Here is a 15,028-nt window from a genome sequence, read left to right as displayed (position 1 = left end):
GGCGTCACCAGCCCGTCATCGTGACAGAGCCGGAAAAATCCAGCTTCTGGCGGTCCAAGGTTGGGGCTCAGAGCACACACCCGAAGACTCTCGTTATGAACGAGGGACCAGTGGGGGGCAGGTCATCAGCCATGTAGATCTGCCCCGGTTCATCATGACCGTTGCGGCCTAGTACAGCGCCCGCCTCAGATTGGCATCCCCCGCCTTGGTGATGCCGCCTGATACATCACGTTCGCCGGATTGGTTGCGCGAAGGCGTCAGACCGGCCATGGACCAACTCTCTTCGAAGAGGGGAACCGCGCCGGATCGTCCACCGCGGAGCAGAAGGTGAGCGCCACGACAGCCCCAATCGCAGGCATCGTCATTAGGCGGAGGCAAACAGGATCGTCCTGGGCGAGCTGGCGAACTTGCCTTTCGAGGGTGGCGAGTTCCTGGCGCAGGGAAGCTCTAGCACGCAGCATCGGCCCTGTCGCGGTCTCCGGCATGGGGTTGCCGTCTACCGAAGCTTACTGAAGATACCATTTCAATGATCAATGCCAAGTTTGAGGAGCGGATGACCTATGCGGACACAGAAGACACCGAAACGGCCAGGTTTTTCGCTTGGCAGGTTGATAACGGCAACTACTTTAAGGCCGGCCTGAGCACCGCCGGAGCCGGGACCGGCCAAGTGCAAAATTTCCCAGGAGCATTCCAGTGTCCTCAGCGCGGCAAATGGTGAAGCCTCCGCGTATTCTCCTTCGGCGAATGCGGACTTCAGCTTTGCGGCGCGCCATCAGGCGGCACTGCAGGAACTGGCGGTGCAGGGGACGCTGTATTCGGAGTCCCAGCTCCCGCGGCGCTTTCTGACTTGACGGCAGCCGATGTCGCCATCGCCCCAGTGTTCAGCGGCAGCCTTGGCCGTTTCCGCATGTGGGGCCAAGATCTTGGCAGCATGGGCATAGTGTGCCCATATCAGCATTAGCCTAGCCTCGCAAATCGCCGCTAATGGCGGCCAGACCCTGCTCTTCCGGGGTCCAGATACGGTTCCCCAACAGGCGCCGGATCGCGTTTTGGAAACGGGGCCGGGCTTTCTTGACTGCGACGCTACGCTCACTGCCCGTCCGGGGCATCCGAGTAATACCCCCGGTACCAGTCGACGAACTGCGCCACGCCCTCGGCCGTTCCGGTCCTGGGTGTGTAGCCTGTCAGCCTGTGCAACAGCGAGGCATCCGCCCATGTGGCGGGCACATCGCCGGCCTGCATTGGCATCAGGTTCCGTTCGGCCTTCAGCCCGATGGCTGCCTCGATGGCTTCGATGAAATTCGTCAACTGCACAGGCTTTGAGTTGCCGATATTGACCACCCGGTGCGGCGCCACGGGCGACAGGCTGTCGCCCTCCGGCACCACACCATCCGCCGGGCGCTCCGGTACCGCATCTAGAAGCAGCCGTACCGCCTCCACCAAATCGATGACATAAGTGAAGTCGCGCTGCATGTCGCCGTAATTGTAGACGTCGATCGGCAGGCCCTCGAGGATCGCCTTTGTGAACTTGAACAATGCCATGTCCGGCCGCCCCCAAGGGCCGTAGACGGTGAAGAAACGGAACATTGTGACCGGCAGTCCGAACAGATGCGCATAGGAATGCGCCATGTTCTCGGTCGCCTTCTTGGTGGCGGCATAGAAGGACATCTGGTGATCGGCCTTCTGGGTCTCCTTATAGGGCAACTCGGTATTGGCCCCGAACGCTGAGGAGGTGGAGGCCAGGAGCATGTGCCGGGGCGGATGGGCGCGAGCCGCCTCGAGGATCTCGAAGGTGCCGGTGATGTTGCTCTCCAGGTAGGAGCGGGGGTTTTCAATCGAGTAGCGCACCCCGGCCTGCGCCGCCAGATGGACCACGTAGTCCGGCTTGTACTCTGCAAAAACCCCCATAACGAGGCCGGGATCCTCAATGCTGCGGTTGATAACGGTGAAATCCGGGTGCTGCTCCAGCATCGCCTGGCGGTTCCGCTTGAGCTGGACGCTGTAGTAATCCGACAGGTTGTCGATGCCCACGACACGGAAGTCGTCGTCGAGTAGCCGCCGGCACAGGTGGTAGCCGATGAAGCCGGAGGAGCCGGTGACGAGAACGGATTTTTGGGTCATCAGTCTGCTCCAGGGCCTGTCTGAACCGCCGGGGCTAAGAGCCCGGCCATAAGGTGCTGTTTCTAAAGGCGCCGTAGCACCCGCCAACTATTATGGCAAACCTGGCAGGGACATACCATCCCCGGAGGTTTAATCCTGCAAAGCAAACGGGTGCCGCATGAAGAACATCATTTATCAGACGTCGGCCAGCATCAGCGCGGCCGCGCTCACGATGAGGAAAGAGAATGACCGCGCCTCCATGCAGGCGGATGGGACTGATGTGAGAGGAACGGAATAGATGCTGGATACCTGACTAGTAGACACCAATCAGTCGCGGCAGTAACAGCGACAACGCTGGCAGGAAGGTCACCGCCAGCATCACCGGCAGTGCCACCCAGAATATCATCATGAGCGCCGGCGCCACCGCCCGGTGGATCGAAACCTTACCGGTACGGCAAGCCATATAGAGGATCGGTGCGACTGGCGGGCTGTTGGCGCCGATCACTACAGAACAGGCGACAATTGTGCCGAAATGCACCGGGTCAACGCCATTGGCCAGCATAAGCGGTAGGAACAGCGGCGCGATCACCACGGTGACCGACAGGTCGTCCATGATCATGCCAACAAAGACCAAGAAGGCATTGACCAGCAGCAGGATCAGGATCCGGTTGTCGGTCAGCCCGGTGACGAATTCTGTCAGTTCCTGCGGCACGCCCTCGGCTACCATCACCCGCCCGATCATGAAGGAAAACAGCAGGATGAAGATGATGGTGCCGGTGGTTTCCCCCGCCGCAACCAGACTTTCGCGCAGACGGCCGAAAGTCAGGTCGCGGTAGATGAAAAAGCCAATCAGCATGGCAGTGACACAGGCCACGGAGGCCGCCTCGGTCGGGGTGAACACCCCGCCATAGATGCCGCCCAGGATGATCAGCGGCATCGACAGTGCGGGCAGCGCCTTGACGGTGATGCTGGCGCCGCTGTGCTGGGTGACCTCCGAGGGCGGCGGAAGGTCTCCGCGCGCGGCAAGGAACCGGCCGACCATAACCTTGTTGAACAAGATCAGCCCGATCATCAGCAGCAGCCCAGGCACCACGGACGCCGCAAACAGCGCAGTAATCGACTGACGGGTAACCACGCCGAACAGGATCATGGTGATCGATGGCGGGATCAGAATGCCAAGCAGTGACGACAGGCCAAGTAGCGCCGAGGTGTAGCCGCGGGGATAGCCGCGGTCGGCCAGCGGTCCGATCATAATTGTCCCGATCGACGCAACTGCCGCGGTGGCAGTTCCGGAAATCGCGCCGAAGATACCCGAAGACAGGACCAGCGCCGCACCCAGCCCGCCCTTGCGGCCCTTGACCATCAGCTCCATGAAGCTGATTAGGCGGCGGGCAACACCGCCAGACTGCATCAGGTAACCGGCCAGCACAAACAGGGGCAGGGCCAGCAGGATGACCGAATCCAGTGACCGGAACCCCTGCAGCAACAGGGTCAGCGTGGATACGTCATAGGCCCATACCAGATACATCAGGACACCAGCGAAGCACCAGGCAACCGGCACGCCGAACACCATCAAGACCAGCAGGATGAGGATTGCCCAAACCGGTTCCATGGCTTAAGCTTCCCTGTTGGGGCGAAACAGTTTCAGAATGGCGGCAACGACATCGCGCAGCGCATAGAGAGTGGCGGACGCCGCGGCGAACACGATGGCGCCCTGGCCTACCAAAAGCGGAATGCCCAGACCCGGGGTGGTCTGTGGACGCCGGAAGGACCAGCCCAGCATGTCGCGCGCCAGCGACAGAAAGAACACACCTAGCACCAGCACAATTGCCGCCACCGACAGCTCGTGCAGCGCCTGCAGCCGCGGTGCGGAAATCGCCTGCGCGGTGAAATCAACCACGATATGCTCCTTATTCCGGGAGGCCAGCACGGCGCCGGTCATGTAGAGCCAGATCGCGCAAAGGGTGGAAAGCTCCAGCAGCCCTACAACGGACCATCCGAATACGAACCGGGACAAAATCAGAAAAGTAATGAGCCCGATGATGGCAGCAGTGCTGGCGATGATGGCCACAGCCATCAGACCGGCAAGCCCGCGGTCCAGCAAGTGAAGCAGTTTCAACAACATGAGAGTTCCAGCTAAAAACAGACCGACGGGCAGCTTGCGGGTTGCCCGCCGGAAAGGTCAGTGCCTCTGGTCAGGTCAATTGGCGTGTTCGCGCATCTTGCTGAGGACCTCCGGCCCCAGATCCGCCTCCAGCTGCGGCCAGACTTCAGCGCGAACTTTCTCGACCATCGGGCGCAGTTGCTCATCGGTCAGCTCAAAATACTCCATGCCGGACTCGATGGCGATGCTAACGTATTTCTCATCCTCCGCTCGAGCGGTCTCGAAACGTTCCTGCATTACGGTAATAGCACTGTCGCGGACCAAGTCCTGATGCTCCTGGGACAACCCTTCCATGCTGATTGCGTTTGCGATCAGGCTGCCGGTGACAAAGACGTGCTTGGTTCGCACGTAGTAATCAAGCACGTCGCGGAAGTATTCATAGTCCCAGTAGATCACATTGCCCGCATCACCATCGACCACACCGGTCTGGATCGAGGTGTAAACCTCCGACCAGTCGATCGCTGCGGTCTGGTATCCCATTGCCTGCAAGGTCTGCGGCATCGGGAAGAACGGCGGTGTGCGCACTTTCATTCCGTCGGCGCTCTCCAGATCCAGCGCATAACCGCCGCGGGTGGCGACGCCGGCGAACCCTTCCGGCCAGGCGCCGTAATAGCGGATGCCGAGACCCGCAAAGGCTTCGTTCAGAGTCTCGTTTGCCCAGCCCCCGGGCTTATAGGCCTCGAATGCCTCCTCCCAGGAGGTCACCATGTAGGGTGTGTACAGCAACCCGATGCGCTTGTCATAAGAAGTGGAGGGCCAGCTCAGCAGCAAGTCCACTTCACCAGCGACGAACAGATCGAACAGCTCAAGCTGGCCGCCCAACTGGTTCTGGTAGAAGACCCGGACGTCGATCTCACCGCCTGAGCCCTCCTCGATCAGCTCCGCCCAGCGTTTCAGTGCATTGCCCGATGGCGAGCCTTCGGCGCCCGAGTCAGTTGCAAACTTCAGCGTCGTTCCCGCCACTGCCTGCGTTGCAAGCAGGGCAATCGCCGCTACGCCTTTCAAAATCCAGTTCATGAACATCACCTCCTCCGTCTGATGCCACATGCGGTTGCCCGCAAACATAACAGTCGTTACGTCAAGGAGGATTGTTGCGCTGCGCCGCGATAATTTGTCAATGTAGAAATCAAAAATGCCGCAGGGAGAAACGCTGGAAAATGGGCGCAACAAACAAAACAGACCGCAAGGACATGCCCCTGGAGAAGGCGGATTGGATTGCGGCTGCCCGCAGTATTCTGGTCAGCGACGGAATTTCCGGGCTCAGCCTACGCCGCCTGTCAGCTGAGTTGGATGCGACAACGGGCGCCTTCTACTGGCTGTTCTCCAGCCTTGAAGAACTTCTGCAAACACTGCGCGATGACTGGGAAACCGCCAATTCTATGGCCTTCGACCGCGTTTTTGATGATCCGAAGCGCGATTGCCGTCAGAAATACCTCGGATATGTGCGGGTCTTGCTTAGCGAAACTGACTACGATCCTAAGTACGACAATGCGATTCGCGACTGGGCTCATTCCTGCCCGGAAACGAAAGCAAAACTGAAGAAGGTGGATGCCCGCCGGATCAGCCAGCTGGAAGAGATGTTCAACGAGTTCGGATTCAAAGGCCCTGCAGCCCGTGTGCGTGCTCTGATGACCTATTTCCACCAGAGTGGGTATTACCGGATGGGAGTGACTGAAACGCTGGAAGAACGACTGGCTAATCTACCTCACTATGCAGAAATTCTGATGGGTGCCGATGTTGTGCCTCCTGATCTTACGACAGAAGAGATCAAGCGGATCGTTTTCGAAGCCGACTAAAACGTTAACGTGCGCGGGCAGCACACGCATTGTGAGCACTGATTATGATAGTGTCCGCGCAAGTGGTGCAATTTCTGCACCTTTGACTGTATAATCCTGGGTGGCCACCAACGTTTATGGCCGAGTGTAGTTTCGCGGCTTCAGCCACGACAATGAGGAGCCCCCGGTGACCAAAACCAACATGGAATTCTCCGGGGTTCCGGCAAATCAGGATGGCGGCGGTTTTCTTTAAGCCGTTGCCGGAGCCGTGCTGCAACTGATCATGCAGGCCGATACCAAAGGCCTGACCAGTGTCGGCATGCATGAACGGGTCGATCAGCGCACGACCCGGCGCAACGGGTATCGAGTGCGCCCTCTCAAAACCCGTTGGGGCACGCTGAACCTGAAGGTGCCCTAGTTCCAGCAGGGCAGTTACTTCCCAAGCTATCTGGAGCCGCGCAGTACCTTGGAATAGGCCCTTGCCGCTGTGAACCAGGAGGCCTGAATGGCGATCTTCACCCTTCTCAACCACGCCCAAACAACTTAGCAATCCCTATAGCAGGAAACATCGCAACGACCCTTGAGCCTTCACACGGCGCAACTGCACCGGCATATGTCTGGGTCAGCCGTTGAAGGTGACGGCTGCGCAGCCTTTCAGCGCCGCAGCGTCGTCGAGGATAGCATAAACCGGTGCCGATATCCTCGCATCGAGTGCAAACGGCTGGCGAAAAGCCTCCGCAAACACCTTCCGTGCCAGGGAGTCCAGCAGGCTGCGCGCCACAGCACCTGCAAAATAAACCCCCTGCGCTGGCAGGAACGCCAGCATCAGATTGCGCGCCAGAAGGGCCAGCAGCCGGGCGTAGGCCTCCTGAAAAGCCTGTTCTCCCGCCTCACCGTCCGGAAACTGCGCCCGCATTGCTGCATGGCCGCGGCCGGAGAACAGATGCTCCACCGTAGGGAAATCCACCGCCGCATCGCCAATCCGGCTGCGCAGCAGCTCCGCCACATCCAGCGGCAGGCTGACATGGCCATATTCCACGTTGAGGCATTGCACCCGCCCGCCGGCTTGCAGCACCGGCGACAGGTTGAAGCCGGTGCCGATGCCCACCACCAGCCGCTGGCCATCCTCTCCTGCGCTGTCCGCGGGCGCAATCACGGTGTCCAGACACTCCGGCTCCAGATGCGGGCAGGCATGCCCCAGCGCGGCCAGATCGTTCAGCAGATGCACAGGCGCACCGCCCAGGCGCTGCGACAGCGCTGCGGCGTCGAAATGCCAGTCCCGGTTGGTGAGCCGCGCGGTGGTGCCGGTGACCGGCCCGGCAATGGCAATGGCTACCTCCGCCACACCGCCGGGGGCCGCTTCCTGCAGGTAGCGGCCCATCACCTCGGCAAAGCCGGAATACCCGTCATTGCGGAAGCTCTGCACCGTGTCCGGCAGCAGGACGCCGTCTTCGGTCAGCCCCAGCCGTGTATTGGTGCCGCCCGCATCGGCGACCAGCCGCAGCCGGGTCAATTCAGCCGCTCGCCGGTTGCGGGCGAGAAGTAGGAGACCTTGGACAGGTCAAAGGCCAGATCCAGCATCTGCCCCGGCTGCGCCCGGGTTTCCGCGTGCAGCCGCGCGGTCACCTGCTTGCCGCCGAGATTGGAGACCACATAGGTATCGGCACCGGCAGGCTCCACCATGTCGATGAGGCAGGCCGCCTCCTGCACGCCCTCGCCCGCGCGGAAGCCCGCCTCGGCGATGTCTTCGGGGCGCACACCCAGGATCACATCCTGCGGCAGGCCGGTGGCGCGGCTGTCCTTCAGCACGATCGGGGCGCTGCCGCTGCAATCCATCTCGATCCGCGTGCCCTGCCCGTTCGGCTGCGCGCGGGCCGGGATCAGGTTCATCGCCGGGCTGCCCATGAAATCGGCCACAAACAGGTTGGCGGGCTTGTTGTAGATCTCTGCCGGGGTGCCGATCTGCTGCACCTCCCCGCCCTTCAGCACCACAATCTTGGTGGCCAGCGTCATCGCCTCAATCTGGTCGTGGGTGACATAGACCATGGTGGCGCCGAGGTTCTGGTGCAGCTTCTTGATCTCGGTGCGCATCTCGACCCGCAGCTTGGCATCCAGGTTCGACAGCGGCTCGTCGAACAGGAACAGCTTGGGATCGCGCACCAGCGCCCGGCCCATCGCCACCCGCTGCCGCTGGCCGCCCGACAGCTGACCGGGACGGCGGTCCAAGAGCGCCTCGATCTGCAGCTGCGCCGCCACTTCCTTCAGCTTGCGGTCCTGGGTGGCGGCATCGGCGCCGCGCACCTTCATGCCGAATGTGATGTTCTTGGCCACCGTCATCGTCGGGTAGAGCGCGTAGGACTGGAACACCATGGCGATGTCGCGGTCCTTGGGGCTGACATGGGTCATGTCGCGGCCGCCGATTTCGATCTGCCCGCCGGAGATCGGCTCCAGCCCGGCGATGCAGTTCAAGAGCGTGGACTTGCCGCAGCCGGAGGGGCCGACCAGCACCAGGAAGTCGCCCGCCTTGATGCTGACGTTGATGTCCTTGAGGATCTCGGTTGCGCCGTAGTTCTTGCGCAGGTTGGTGATGTCCAGGATAGGTTTCATTTTTGTGTTTCCTTCCCAGCGGCGTGCAGTGGCCCGCCGCGTTCAAGATTTGAAACCCGCCACTGGCGGCTTTCATTTTTGCGGGCAAAAACCATCTTTCACCCTTTCACAGAGCCAGCGGTCAGGCCGCGGATGAAGTATTTGCCGGCAACGGCATAGACCAGCAGCGTCGGCAGCGCGGCGATGATCGCGGCGGCCATGTCGACGTTGTATTCCTTCACGCCGGTGGTCGAGTTGACGATGTTGTTCAGGGCCACCGTGACCGGCTGGGTGCCCGCCTGGCTGAAGGAGACGCCGAACAAGAAGTCGTTCCAGATCTGGGTGAACTGCCAGATCACGGTCACCACGATGAGCGGCAGGCTGAGCGGCAGGAAGATCGACCAGAAGATGCGGAAGAAGCCCGCGCCGTCGACCTTGGCCGCCTTCACCAGGTCCTGTGGAATGGTCACGTAGTAATTGCGGAAGAACAGCGTGGTGAAGCCGAGGCCATAGATCACATGGACAAAGATCAGCCCCGGAATGCTGCCCGCCAGCCCCATCAGCCCCAGCATCCGCGCCATCGGCAGCAGCACCACCTGGAACGGGATGAAGCAGCCGAACAGCATCAGCGAGAAGATCAGGTTGGCGCCCCGGAACCGCCATTGCGCGATCACATAGCCATTGACCGCCCCCAGCATGGTGGAGATCGCCACTGCCGGCACCGCGATCACCACCGAATTCCAGAAATAGGGGCGCAGGCCCTGGCACTGGATGCCGGTGCAGGCTTCGGACCAGGCGGTGCGCCAGGCCTCGAACGTGACCTCACGCGGGAAGGCGATCAGGCTGCCGGTGCGGATTTCCTCCAGGCTTTTCAGCGAGGTGGTGATCATCACGAACAGCGGCATCAGGTAGAACAGGGCAAACAGGCCCAGGAGGGTGAAAAGCAGCCAGCGTAAGCCGATGCGGCTCCAGTTCCGCGCGGCGGGGCGGGCGGGGTCCAGGGTCATGTCAGTCATGTTTGGCCCTCAGCTCGGAGTAGAGATAGGGAACGATGATCGCGAAAACCACAGCCATCATCACCATGGCAGAGCTCGCCGCCTGGCCGATGTCGCCGCGGGAAAAGGCCATCGTGTACATATAGGTTGCGGGCAGATCGGTGGCATAGCCGGGGCCGCCGCCGGTGAGGGCAATCACCAGGTCGAAGCTCTTGATCGCCAGATGCGCCAGCACGATGAAGGCAGACAGGAAGATCGGCGCCATCGACGGCAGGATGATCGCGGTATAGATCCGCCAGCTGGGGATGCCGTCGACCTGTGCGGCCTTGATGATCTCGCTGTCCACGCCGCGCAGCCCGGCCAGGAACAGCGCCATGACAAAGCCCGAGGCCTGCCAGACGCCGGCAATCACCACCGCATAGATCGCCTTGTCCGGATTGATCACCCAGTCGAAGGTGAAGCTCTCAAACCCCCAGCCGCGCACCATGCTCTCCAGCCCCAGGCCGGGGTTCATGATCCACTTCCAGGCGGTGCCGGTCACGATCAGCGACAGCGCCATCGGGTACAGGTAAATGGTGCGCAGAACGCCCTCGGTACGGATCTTCTGGTCCAGCAGGATTGCCAGCATCAGCCCCAGCAGCATCGAGATCACGATGAACAGGGTGCCGAACACAAACAGGTTCGACATCGCTGTGTCCCAGCGCGGCGCGGCGAACAGGCGCTCGTACTGGATGAACCCTTCGATCTCGTATTTCGGCAATAGGCGCGAGCGGGTCAGCGACACCCAGGCGGTCCAGATGATGAAGCCGTAGACAAACACCAGCACCGCAGCGAACGACGGTGCCAGCACTATCTTCGGAATATGACGTTCAAGCCATTGGGACATTGTAACGGCCCTCGAATAGGTGGCCCCGCATCCCGGAGGACGCGAGGCCCGGGAGAGGATCACATGGAGTTGGCGACAGCGTCGGCCAGCATCTGCACGGCCTCATCCGAGGACATGTCCGAGTTGAAATGCGCGGTCACCACATCGGTGATTGCGCCCGACTGCGCGCCGCGCAGCGCCATGCCGTGGGCATAGCTCGGTAGCAGCGAGCCGTTCTCGGCGCTTTCGCCCATGTCCTTGGCCGACAGATGCGCGCAGGTGTCGAAGGCATCTAGTGCCACATCCACCCGCGCCGGGATCGAGCCCTTGTTGAGGTTGAACACCTCCTGGAATTTCGGCCCGACGATCAGCTTGGCCAAGAGATCCTGCCCGGCCTGCTTGTCCTCGCCGTCCACCTCGAACATGGCGAAGCTGTCGACGTTATAGAGGAACCCGTCGCCTGGCACCGAGGCGCAGAGGAAGTCCTTGCCCGGCTCCTTGCCCGCGGCCAGGAACTCGCCCTTGGCCCAGTCGCCCATGATCTGAAACGCCGCCTCGCCGTTCATCACCATCGAGGTGGCCAGGTTCCAGTCGCGGCCCGGGAAGTTGGCGTCCACGTAGCCGCGCATCTTGCGCATCTGATCAAACACCGCGGCCATCTGCTCTGATTTCAGCGTCTCCATGTCCAGCTCGACAAAGGCCTTGTGGAAGCCTTCCGGCCCCAGGATGCCCAAAGCCACGGCCTCAAACACGGTGGCGTCCTGCCAGGCCTGGCCGCCATGCGCCAGCGGTGTGATGCCCGCCGCCATCAGCTTGTCAGCGGCGGCGTTGAACTCGTCCCAGGTCTGAGGCATTTCAATGCCGTTGGCCTCCAAGAGCGCGGCATTGGCCCAGATCCAGTCGACCCGGTGCACGTTCACCGGTGCGGCGCACCACTTGCCTTCGCATTTCATATGCTCGGCGATCGAGCCGGGCAGAACATCCGCCCAGCCCTCGGCTTCGGCAACAGAGGAGATATCGGCCAGCACGCCCTCCTCATACCATTCCTGGATTGCGGGTCCTTTGAGCTGCACCGCGGTCGGCGCGTTGCCGGACAGGACACGCGCGCGCAGCGCGGTCATCGCCGCATCGCCGCCGCCGCCCGCCACCGGCATATCGGTCCAGGTGCCGCCGTTATCGGCAAATTCCTGTTGCAGAACGGCGGCCGACTTGGCCTCGCCGCCCGAGGTCCACCAGTGCAGAACCTCTGCCTGCGGCCCGGCCAGCGCCGGGGCCGCACATGTCAGCGCCACGGCCGAAACGGCCGCAAAAGCGGTGAATTTCATCGCTTATTCCTCCCTATATGATGGCCGCTCCCCGCAGCCTTCCTGCCAAGCTTGCAAAATCATCCAGCCCGTTTTCAATCACCCCGGCGCCTGGCCAGGGCCCGGCGCAGCAGATTTTCCGGCCAGCTGTTACCTGTTGTTACGCAGCAATTGATTTTGTTGCATGGTGTTACAAACACTGGGCCGTCAAGGCCGTCTGGGGAGGATACGGACGAATGGCGATTCCGCGGCTGCTGGTGGTGGATGACGATACCGAGACGCGCATAATGCTTACCCAGTACCTGCGCCAGAACGGCTTTATCGCCCTGCCCTGCGACAGCGAGGCCTCGATCCGCGAGCAGATCGGCGCGGGCCGTGTCGATCTGATCCTGCTGGACGTGATGCTGGGCGACGAAAACGGGGTGGAGATCTGCACCCGCCTGCGCAGCGAACAGGATGTGCCGATCATACTGGTCTCTGCCCTGTCCGCCGACCACCAGCGCATGGCGGGCTATGAATCCGGCGCGGACGACTACATTGCCAAACCCTTCAACCCCGATCTTCTGCTGGCCCGCGTGCGTGCGGTGCTGCAACGCGCGCGCCGCTCCTCCTCGCTGATCTACCGGCGCAGTGTCGCAACCTTCCGATTTGCCGACTGGACCTATGACGCCAAGCGGGACGAGGTAATCTCCCCCGCCGGAGTGCAGGTGGCGCTGTCGCGGCGCGAGACCGGGCTGCTCAAGGTGTTCCTGGCCAATCCGCATATTCCGCTGACGCGCGAGGAGATCGCCGCGGCGCTTGATGTGACCGGCGCGGGCGGCAGTGACGAAGGCTCCGGCCGCGCCATCGACGTGCTGGTCGGGCGGCTGCGCTCCAAGATCGAACAGACCCCCAAGGATCCCCGGATGCTGCGCACCGAACGCGGCACCGGCTATGTCTTTGCGGTGGATGTCGAGACCGGTGAAGGCTGAACCGGATGGCGCTGCGCCTTCGAACCCTGGGCCTGCTCCTGCTGCCGCTGGCCTTTGTTGCGGGGCTAGGGGCCGCTTGGCTGTGGTTCCAGTCCGGCGCCAACTGGCAGGCGCATCTGACACGCAGCACCATTGCAGGCATCACCTTGGACAGCACCCTGCGCCGCGGCGGCGCACCGCCAGAGGGCGTGGCGGTCACCCCGGTGAACCCGGAGCAGGCGGCGTTCCTGACCAGCGGCGATTACCTGCGGCTGGAGGGCATCGCGAAACCGGCGTTCTTCACCAATGTCTCGATCCTCGACAGCGGCCCCGATCCCTTGTCGGGCGAGGTTCTGGGGCTGGTCATCGCCTCCGGCAGCCTGCGCTACCCGGTGGCTGAGCTGCCGCCCGCAGGCGGCCAGTCCGCGGCAGAAAAACTGGGCGCCGTTACCCGGCTGCTGGCCACCTATTGCAGCGAACCGGTGATCTTTGCCCGCGCAGGCTACGGCCCCTGGCTGCGGGTGGACGGCACCGCTGTTTGGGGCTGCACCGCTGCGCCTGGCGACTACCGCCTGGCTGCACTGCTCCTGTCCCTGCTGGCGCTGGCGGTGCTGGCAACGCTGGTGCTGGACACCTCCGCGCACTTCGGCCGCTTCGCCCGCGCCCTGCATGGCCGCCGCCGCCTCGGCGGCCCTGATGCCTATACCGTGCAAGGCCCCGCCGAGCTGCAGGAGATCGTCGCGGCAGTAAACAGCTATCTGGAAACTGAGCGCGAACAGCTCGCCAGCCGCGCCGCGGTGCTGTCCGGCGTCAGCCACGACCTCGGCACCCCCGCCACCCGGCTGAGGCTGCGCGCGGCACTGATCAAGGACGCGGAGCTGCGCCTCATGTTCGAAACCGACCTCGACGCCATGACCGGCATGATCGAAAGCGTGCTGACCTACACCCGCGCCGAAATGAGCGCCGAAACCCCGCGCCGCCTCTCCCTCACCTCGCTGGTCGAGGCGGTCGCCGCCGACTATCAGGACCTCGGCAAGCCGGTGGAACTGCTGCGCCCCAAGCTGCAGGTGGCCGCGGGCGGCCGCTCTGTCTTCACCTCAGCCCCCGGCCGCAGTGCAATGCCGGAGGATCAGCCCATGCTGGTGGTGGCCCGGCCGCTGTCGCTGCAGCGCGCGGTGTCGAACCTGATCGACAACGCGCTGAAATACGGCCGCCGCGCCTCAATCGGCCTCAGCGCCACCGCGGAGCACGCGATCATCGCCATCGAGGACGAAGGCTCCGGCATGACGGCGGCGGAGATCACCGAAGTGATCGCCCCGTTCCGGCGCGGGGACAATACGAAGGCCATCGACGGCTTCGGGCTGGGGCTGACGATCGTCGCCACGGTGGCAGAGCAGCACGGCGGGCGGCTGTACTTCGAGGACGGCCGCCGCGGCCTGCGCGCCTGCATCGAGATCTGCCGCAACTGACCGCCCTCCCGCGGCGCGCCGGATTGCATTGATCAGGATCATGGCAGCCGCCGCACGGGCTGGTTTAATGACCGCAGCGGCATACGCGCCGTCTGCCGCGCAGACCGGGGAGGAGGCCTGCCATGCACCGCAGAACGTCGCTCTTTGCGATCAGCAGCAACACAAGCGATACCACCATCACCGCCGCCGCTGAGGCCGCCCGCGAACAGCAGGCGCATCTGGCCTGCTTGCTGCTGAAAACCCTGCCAGGCATGCCCTATTTCGCCTATGGCGCCTCTGCTTATGGCGCGATGGCGGTGCCGGATGAATGGCTGGAAACCCTGCAGAGCTGCCGGACCGCCCAAGCCGCCCGCGCGGCGGAGGTGGAGGCGCTGCTGACCCGCAGCAACACGCCTGGCGACGTGCAGTATGTCACCGCCAGCGACGCGGACATCCGGCTGATGGCCGCCCGCCGGGCGCTGACCTGCGACATTGCCGAAGCGGCGGAAGGCCTGCGCGAGGATCCGGAGGTGTTCCGCGATGCGGTGCACGGCATCCTGTTCGGCTCGCCGGTTCCGCTGATGGTGAACGGCAGCCCCTTCGCGGCCCGCAAGCGGGTGTTCCTGGCTTGGAACAGCAGCCTGTCCGCCTCCCGCGCCGCCCATGCCGCCCTGCCCTATTTCAAGGCCGCGCAAGAGGTGGTGATCGGCTGCTTCGACCCGGACATGAGCGACGCGCGCGACGGCGAGGACCCCGGCGCAGATGCCGCCGCCTGGCTCAGCCATCACGGCTGCACCGTCACCTTGTCGCAGTTCCCCACAGGCGGCCATGACACCGGCAG

The 15,028-nt window shown here is 63.0% G+C and carries 14 protein-coding genes and 2 pseudogenes; 6 read left to right on the top strand and 10 right to left on the bottom strand.

Annotated features, from left to right (window positions below; all coding sequences use genetic code 11):
* Positions 1 to 171: 171 nt before the first annotated feature.
* Positions 172 to 494, bottom strand: a pseudogene (locus ACFMBG_RS24190) (transposase); the annotation flags it as partial.
* 32 nt (positions 495 to 526) lie between these two features.
* Here ACFMBG_RS24190 and ACFMBG_RS23460 point away from each other — a divergent pair.
* A complete protein-coding gene (locus tag ACFMBG_RS23460; protein ID WP_421057069.1) occupies positions 527 to 718 on the top strand; it encodes a hypothetical protein in 192 nt (63 codons plus the stop codon).
* A 371-nt stretch (positions 719 to 1,089) separates the two neighbouring features.
* On the opposite strand, the gene ACFMBG_RS23455 is transcribed toward ACFMBG_RS23460, so the two are convergent.
* From ACFMBG_RS23455 to dctP, 4 genes are all read right to left on the bottom strand, one after another.
* Complete coding sequence (locus ACFMBG_RS23455) at positions 1,090 to 2,121, bottom strand: NAD-dependent epimerase/dehydratase family protein (RefSeq protein WP_421057068.1); 1,032 nt, start codon at positions 2,119 to 2,121, stop codon at positions 1,090 to 1,092.
* 292 nt (positions 2,122 to 2,413) lie between these two features.
* A complete protein-coding gene (locus tag ACFMBG_RS23450; RefSeq protein ID WP_421057067.1) occupies positions 2,414 to 3,712 on the bottom strand; it encodes a TRAP transporter large permease in 1,299 nt (432 codons plus the stop codon).
* A gap of 3 nt (positions 3,713 to 3,715) precedes the next feature.
* Complete coding sequence (locus ACFMBG_RS23445; protein WP_421057066.1) at positions 3,716 to 4,225, bottom strand: TRAP transporter small permease; 510 nt, start codon at positions 4,223 to 4,225, stop codon at positions 3,716 to 3,718.
* 75 nt (positions 4,226 to 4,300) lie between these two features.
* Positions 4,301 to 5,311 (bottom strand): TRAP transporter substrate-binding protein DctP, encoded by a 1,011-nt coding sequence (gene dctP / locus ACFMBG_RS23440; protein ID WP_421057065.1) that lies wholly within the window; start codon positions 5,309 to 5,311, stop codon positions 4,301 to 4,303.
* Positions 5,312 to 5,421: 110 nt separating this feature from the next.
* Here dctP and ACFMBG_RS23435 point away from each other — a divergent pair, with 110 nt between their 5' ends.
* On the top strand, positions 5,422 to 6,060 hold the full coding sequence (locus ACFMBG_RS23435) for a TetR/AcrR family transcriptional regulator (protein ID WP_421057064.1): 639 nt from the start codon (positions 5,422 to 5,424) through the stop codon (positions 6,058 to 6,060).
* 235 nt (positions 6,061 to 6,295) lie between these two features.
* A pseudogene (locus ACFMBG_RS23430) lies at positions 6,296 to 6,511 on the top strand (transposase); the annotation flags it as partial.
* Positions 6,512 to 6,661: 150 nt separating this feature from the next.
* On the opposite strand, the gene ACFMBG_RS23425 reads toward ACFMBG_RS23430, so the two are convergent.
* The 5 genes from ACFMBG_RS23425 to ACFMBG_RS23405 all read right to left on the bottom strand — a co-directional run bounded on the left by ACFMBG_RS23425 (position 6,662) and on the right by ACFMBG_RS23405 (position 11,810).
* Complete coding sequence (locus ACFMBG_RS23425) at positions 6,662 to 7,552, bottom strand: glucokinase (RefSeq protein ID WP_421057063.1); 891 nt, start codon at positions 7,550 to 7,552, stop codon at positions 6,662 to 6,664.
* Positions 7,549 to 8,646: an ABC transporter ATP-binding protein gene (locus ACFMBG_RS23420; protein WP_421057062.1), complete on the bottom strand. Its 1,098-nt coding sequence runs from the start codon at positions 8,644 to 8,646 to the stop codon at positions 7,549 to 7,551. The genes ACFMBG_RS23425 and ACFMBG_RS23420 overlap by 4 nt, the downstream gene beginning before the upstream one ends.
* Positions 8,647 to 8,744: 98 nt before the next feature.
* Positions 8,745 to 9,641 carry a carbohydrate ABC transporter permease gene (locus ACFMBG_RS23415; protein ID WP_421057061.1) on the bottom strand — a complete coding sequence of 299 codons (897 nt, stop codon included), beginning with the start codon at positions 9,639 to 9,641 and terminating at the stop codon, positions 8,745 to 8,747.
* Complete coding sequence (locus tag ACFMBG_RS23410; RefSeq protein ID WP_421057060.1) at positions 9,634 to 10,506, bottom strand: carbohydrate ABC transporter permease; 873 nt, start codon at positions 10,504 to 10,506, stop codon at positions 9,634 to 9,636. Before ACFMBG_RS23410 ends, ACFMBG_RS23415 begins: the two co-directional genes overlap by 8 nt.
* Positions 10,507 to 10,565: 59 nt before the next feature.
* Positions 10,566 to 11,810 carry an ABC transporter substrate-binding protein gene (locus ACFMBG_RS23405; protein ID WP_421057059.1) on the bottom strand — a complete coding sequence of 415 codons (1,245 nt, stop codon included), beginning with the start codon at positions 11,808 to 11,810 and terminating at the stop codon, positions 10,566 to 10,568.
* Between the two features lie 215 nt (positions 11,811 to 12,025).
* Between ACFMBG_RS23405 and ACFMBG_RS23400 the strand changes: the two genes are divergently transcribed.
* The 3 genes from ACFMBG_RS23400 to ACFMBG_RS23390 form a co-directional block, all read left to right on the top strand.
* Positions 12,026 to 12,760 (top strand): response regulator transcription factor, encoded by a 735-nt coding sequence (locus ACFMBG_RS23400; protein WP_421057058.1) that lies wholly within the window; start codon positions 12,026 to 12,028, stop codon positions 12,758 to 12,760.
* A 5-nt stretch (positions 12,761 to 12,765) separates the two neighbouring features.
* Positions 12,766 to 14,208 carry a sensor histidine kinase gene (locus ACFMBG_RS23395; protein ID WP_421057057.1) on the top strand — a complete coding sequence of 481 codons (1,443 nt, stop codon included), beginning with the start codon at positions 12,766 to 12,768 and terminating at the stop codon, positions 14,206 to 14,208.
* Positions 14,209 to 14,330: 122 nt separating this feature from the next.
* On the top strand, positions 14,331 to 15,028 hold a 698-nt coding region (locus tag ACFMBG_RS23390; protein WP_421057056.1), incomplete at its 3' end, for a universal stress protein.

The sequence above is a fragment of the Leisingera coralii genome, assembly GCF_049056525.1.
Lineage (GTDB): Bacteria > Pseudomonadota > Alphaproteobacteria > Rhodobacterales > Rhodobacteraceae > Leisingera > Leisingera coralii.
The sequence above is the reverse complement of the archived record's forward strand: the minus strand, read 5'-3'. Positions and strand labels throughout refer to the sequence as shown.

Coding starts and splice junctions, on each gene's coding strand:
- ACFMBG_RS23415 (WP_421057061.1), bottom strand. CDS start 9,641: ATGACTGACATGACCCTGGACCCCGCCCGCCCCGCCGCGCGGAACTGG.
- dctP (WP_421057065.1), bottom strand. CDS start 5,311: ATGTGGCATCAGACGGAGGAGGTGATGTTCATGAACTGGATTTTGAAA.
- ACFMBG_RS23460 (WP_421057069.1), top strand. CDS start 527: ATGATCAATGCCAAGTTTGAGGAGCGGATGACCTATGCGGACACAGAA.
- ACFMBG_RS23455 (WP_421057068.1), bottom strand. CDS start 2,121: ATGACCCAAAAATCCGTTCTCGTCACCGGCTCCTCCGGCTTCATCGGC.
- ACFMBG_RS23400 (WP_421057058.1), top strand. CDS start 12,026: ATGGCGATTCCGCGGCTGCTGGTGGTGGATGACGATACCGAGACGCGC.
- ACFMBG_RS23395 (WP_421057057.1), top strand. CDS start 12,766: ATGGCGCTGCGCCTTCGAACCCTGGGCCTGCTCCTGCTGCCGCTGGCC.
- ACFMBG_RS23410 (WP_421057060.1), bottom strand. CDS start 10,506: ATGTCCCAATGGCTTGAACGTCATATTCCGAAGATAGTGCTGGCACCG.
- ACFMBG_RS23420 (WP_421057062.1), bottom strand. CDS start 8,646: ATGAAACCTATCCTGGACATCACCAACCTGCGCAAGAACTACGGCGCA.
- ACFMBG_RS23450 (WP_421057067.1), bottom strand. CDS start 3,712: ATGGAACCGGTTTGGGCAATCCTCATCCTGCTGGTCTTGATGGTGTTC.
- ACFMBG_RS23445 (WP_421057066.1), bottom strand. CDS start 4,225: ATGTTGTTGAAACTGCTTCACTTGCTGGACCGCGGGCTTGCCGGTCTG.
- ACFMBG_RS23435 (WP_421057064.1), top strand. CDS start 5,422: ATGGGCGCAACAAACAAAACAGACCGCAAGGACATGCCCCTGGAGAAG.
- ACFMBG_RS23405 (WP_421057059.1), bottom strand. CDS start 11,810: ATGAAATTCACCGCTTTTGCGGCCGTTTCGGCCGTGGCGCTGACATGT.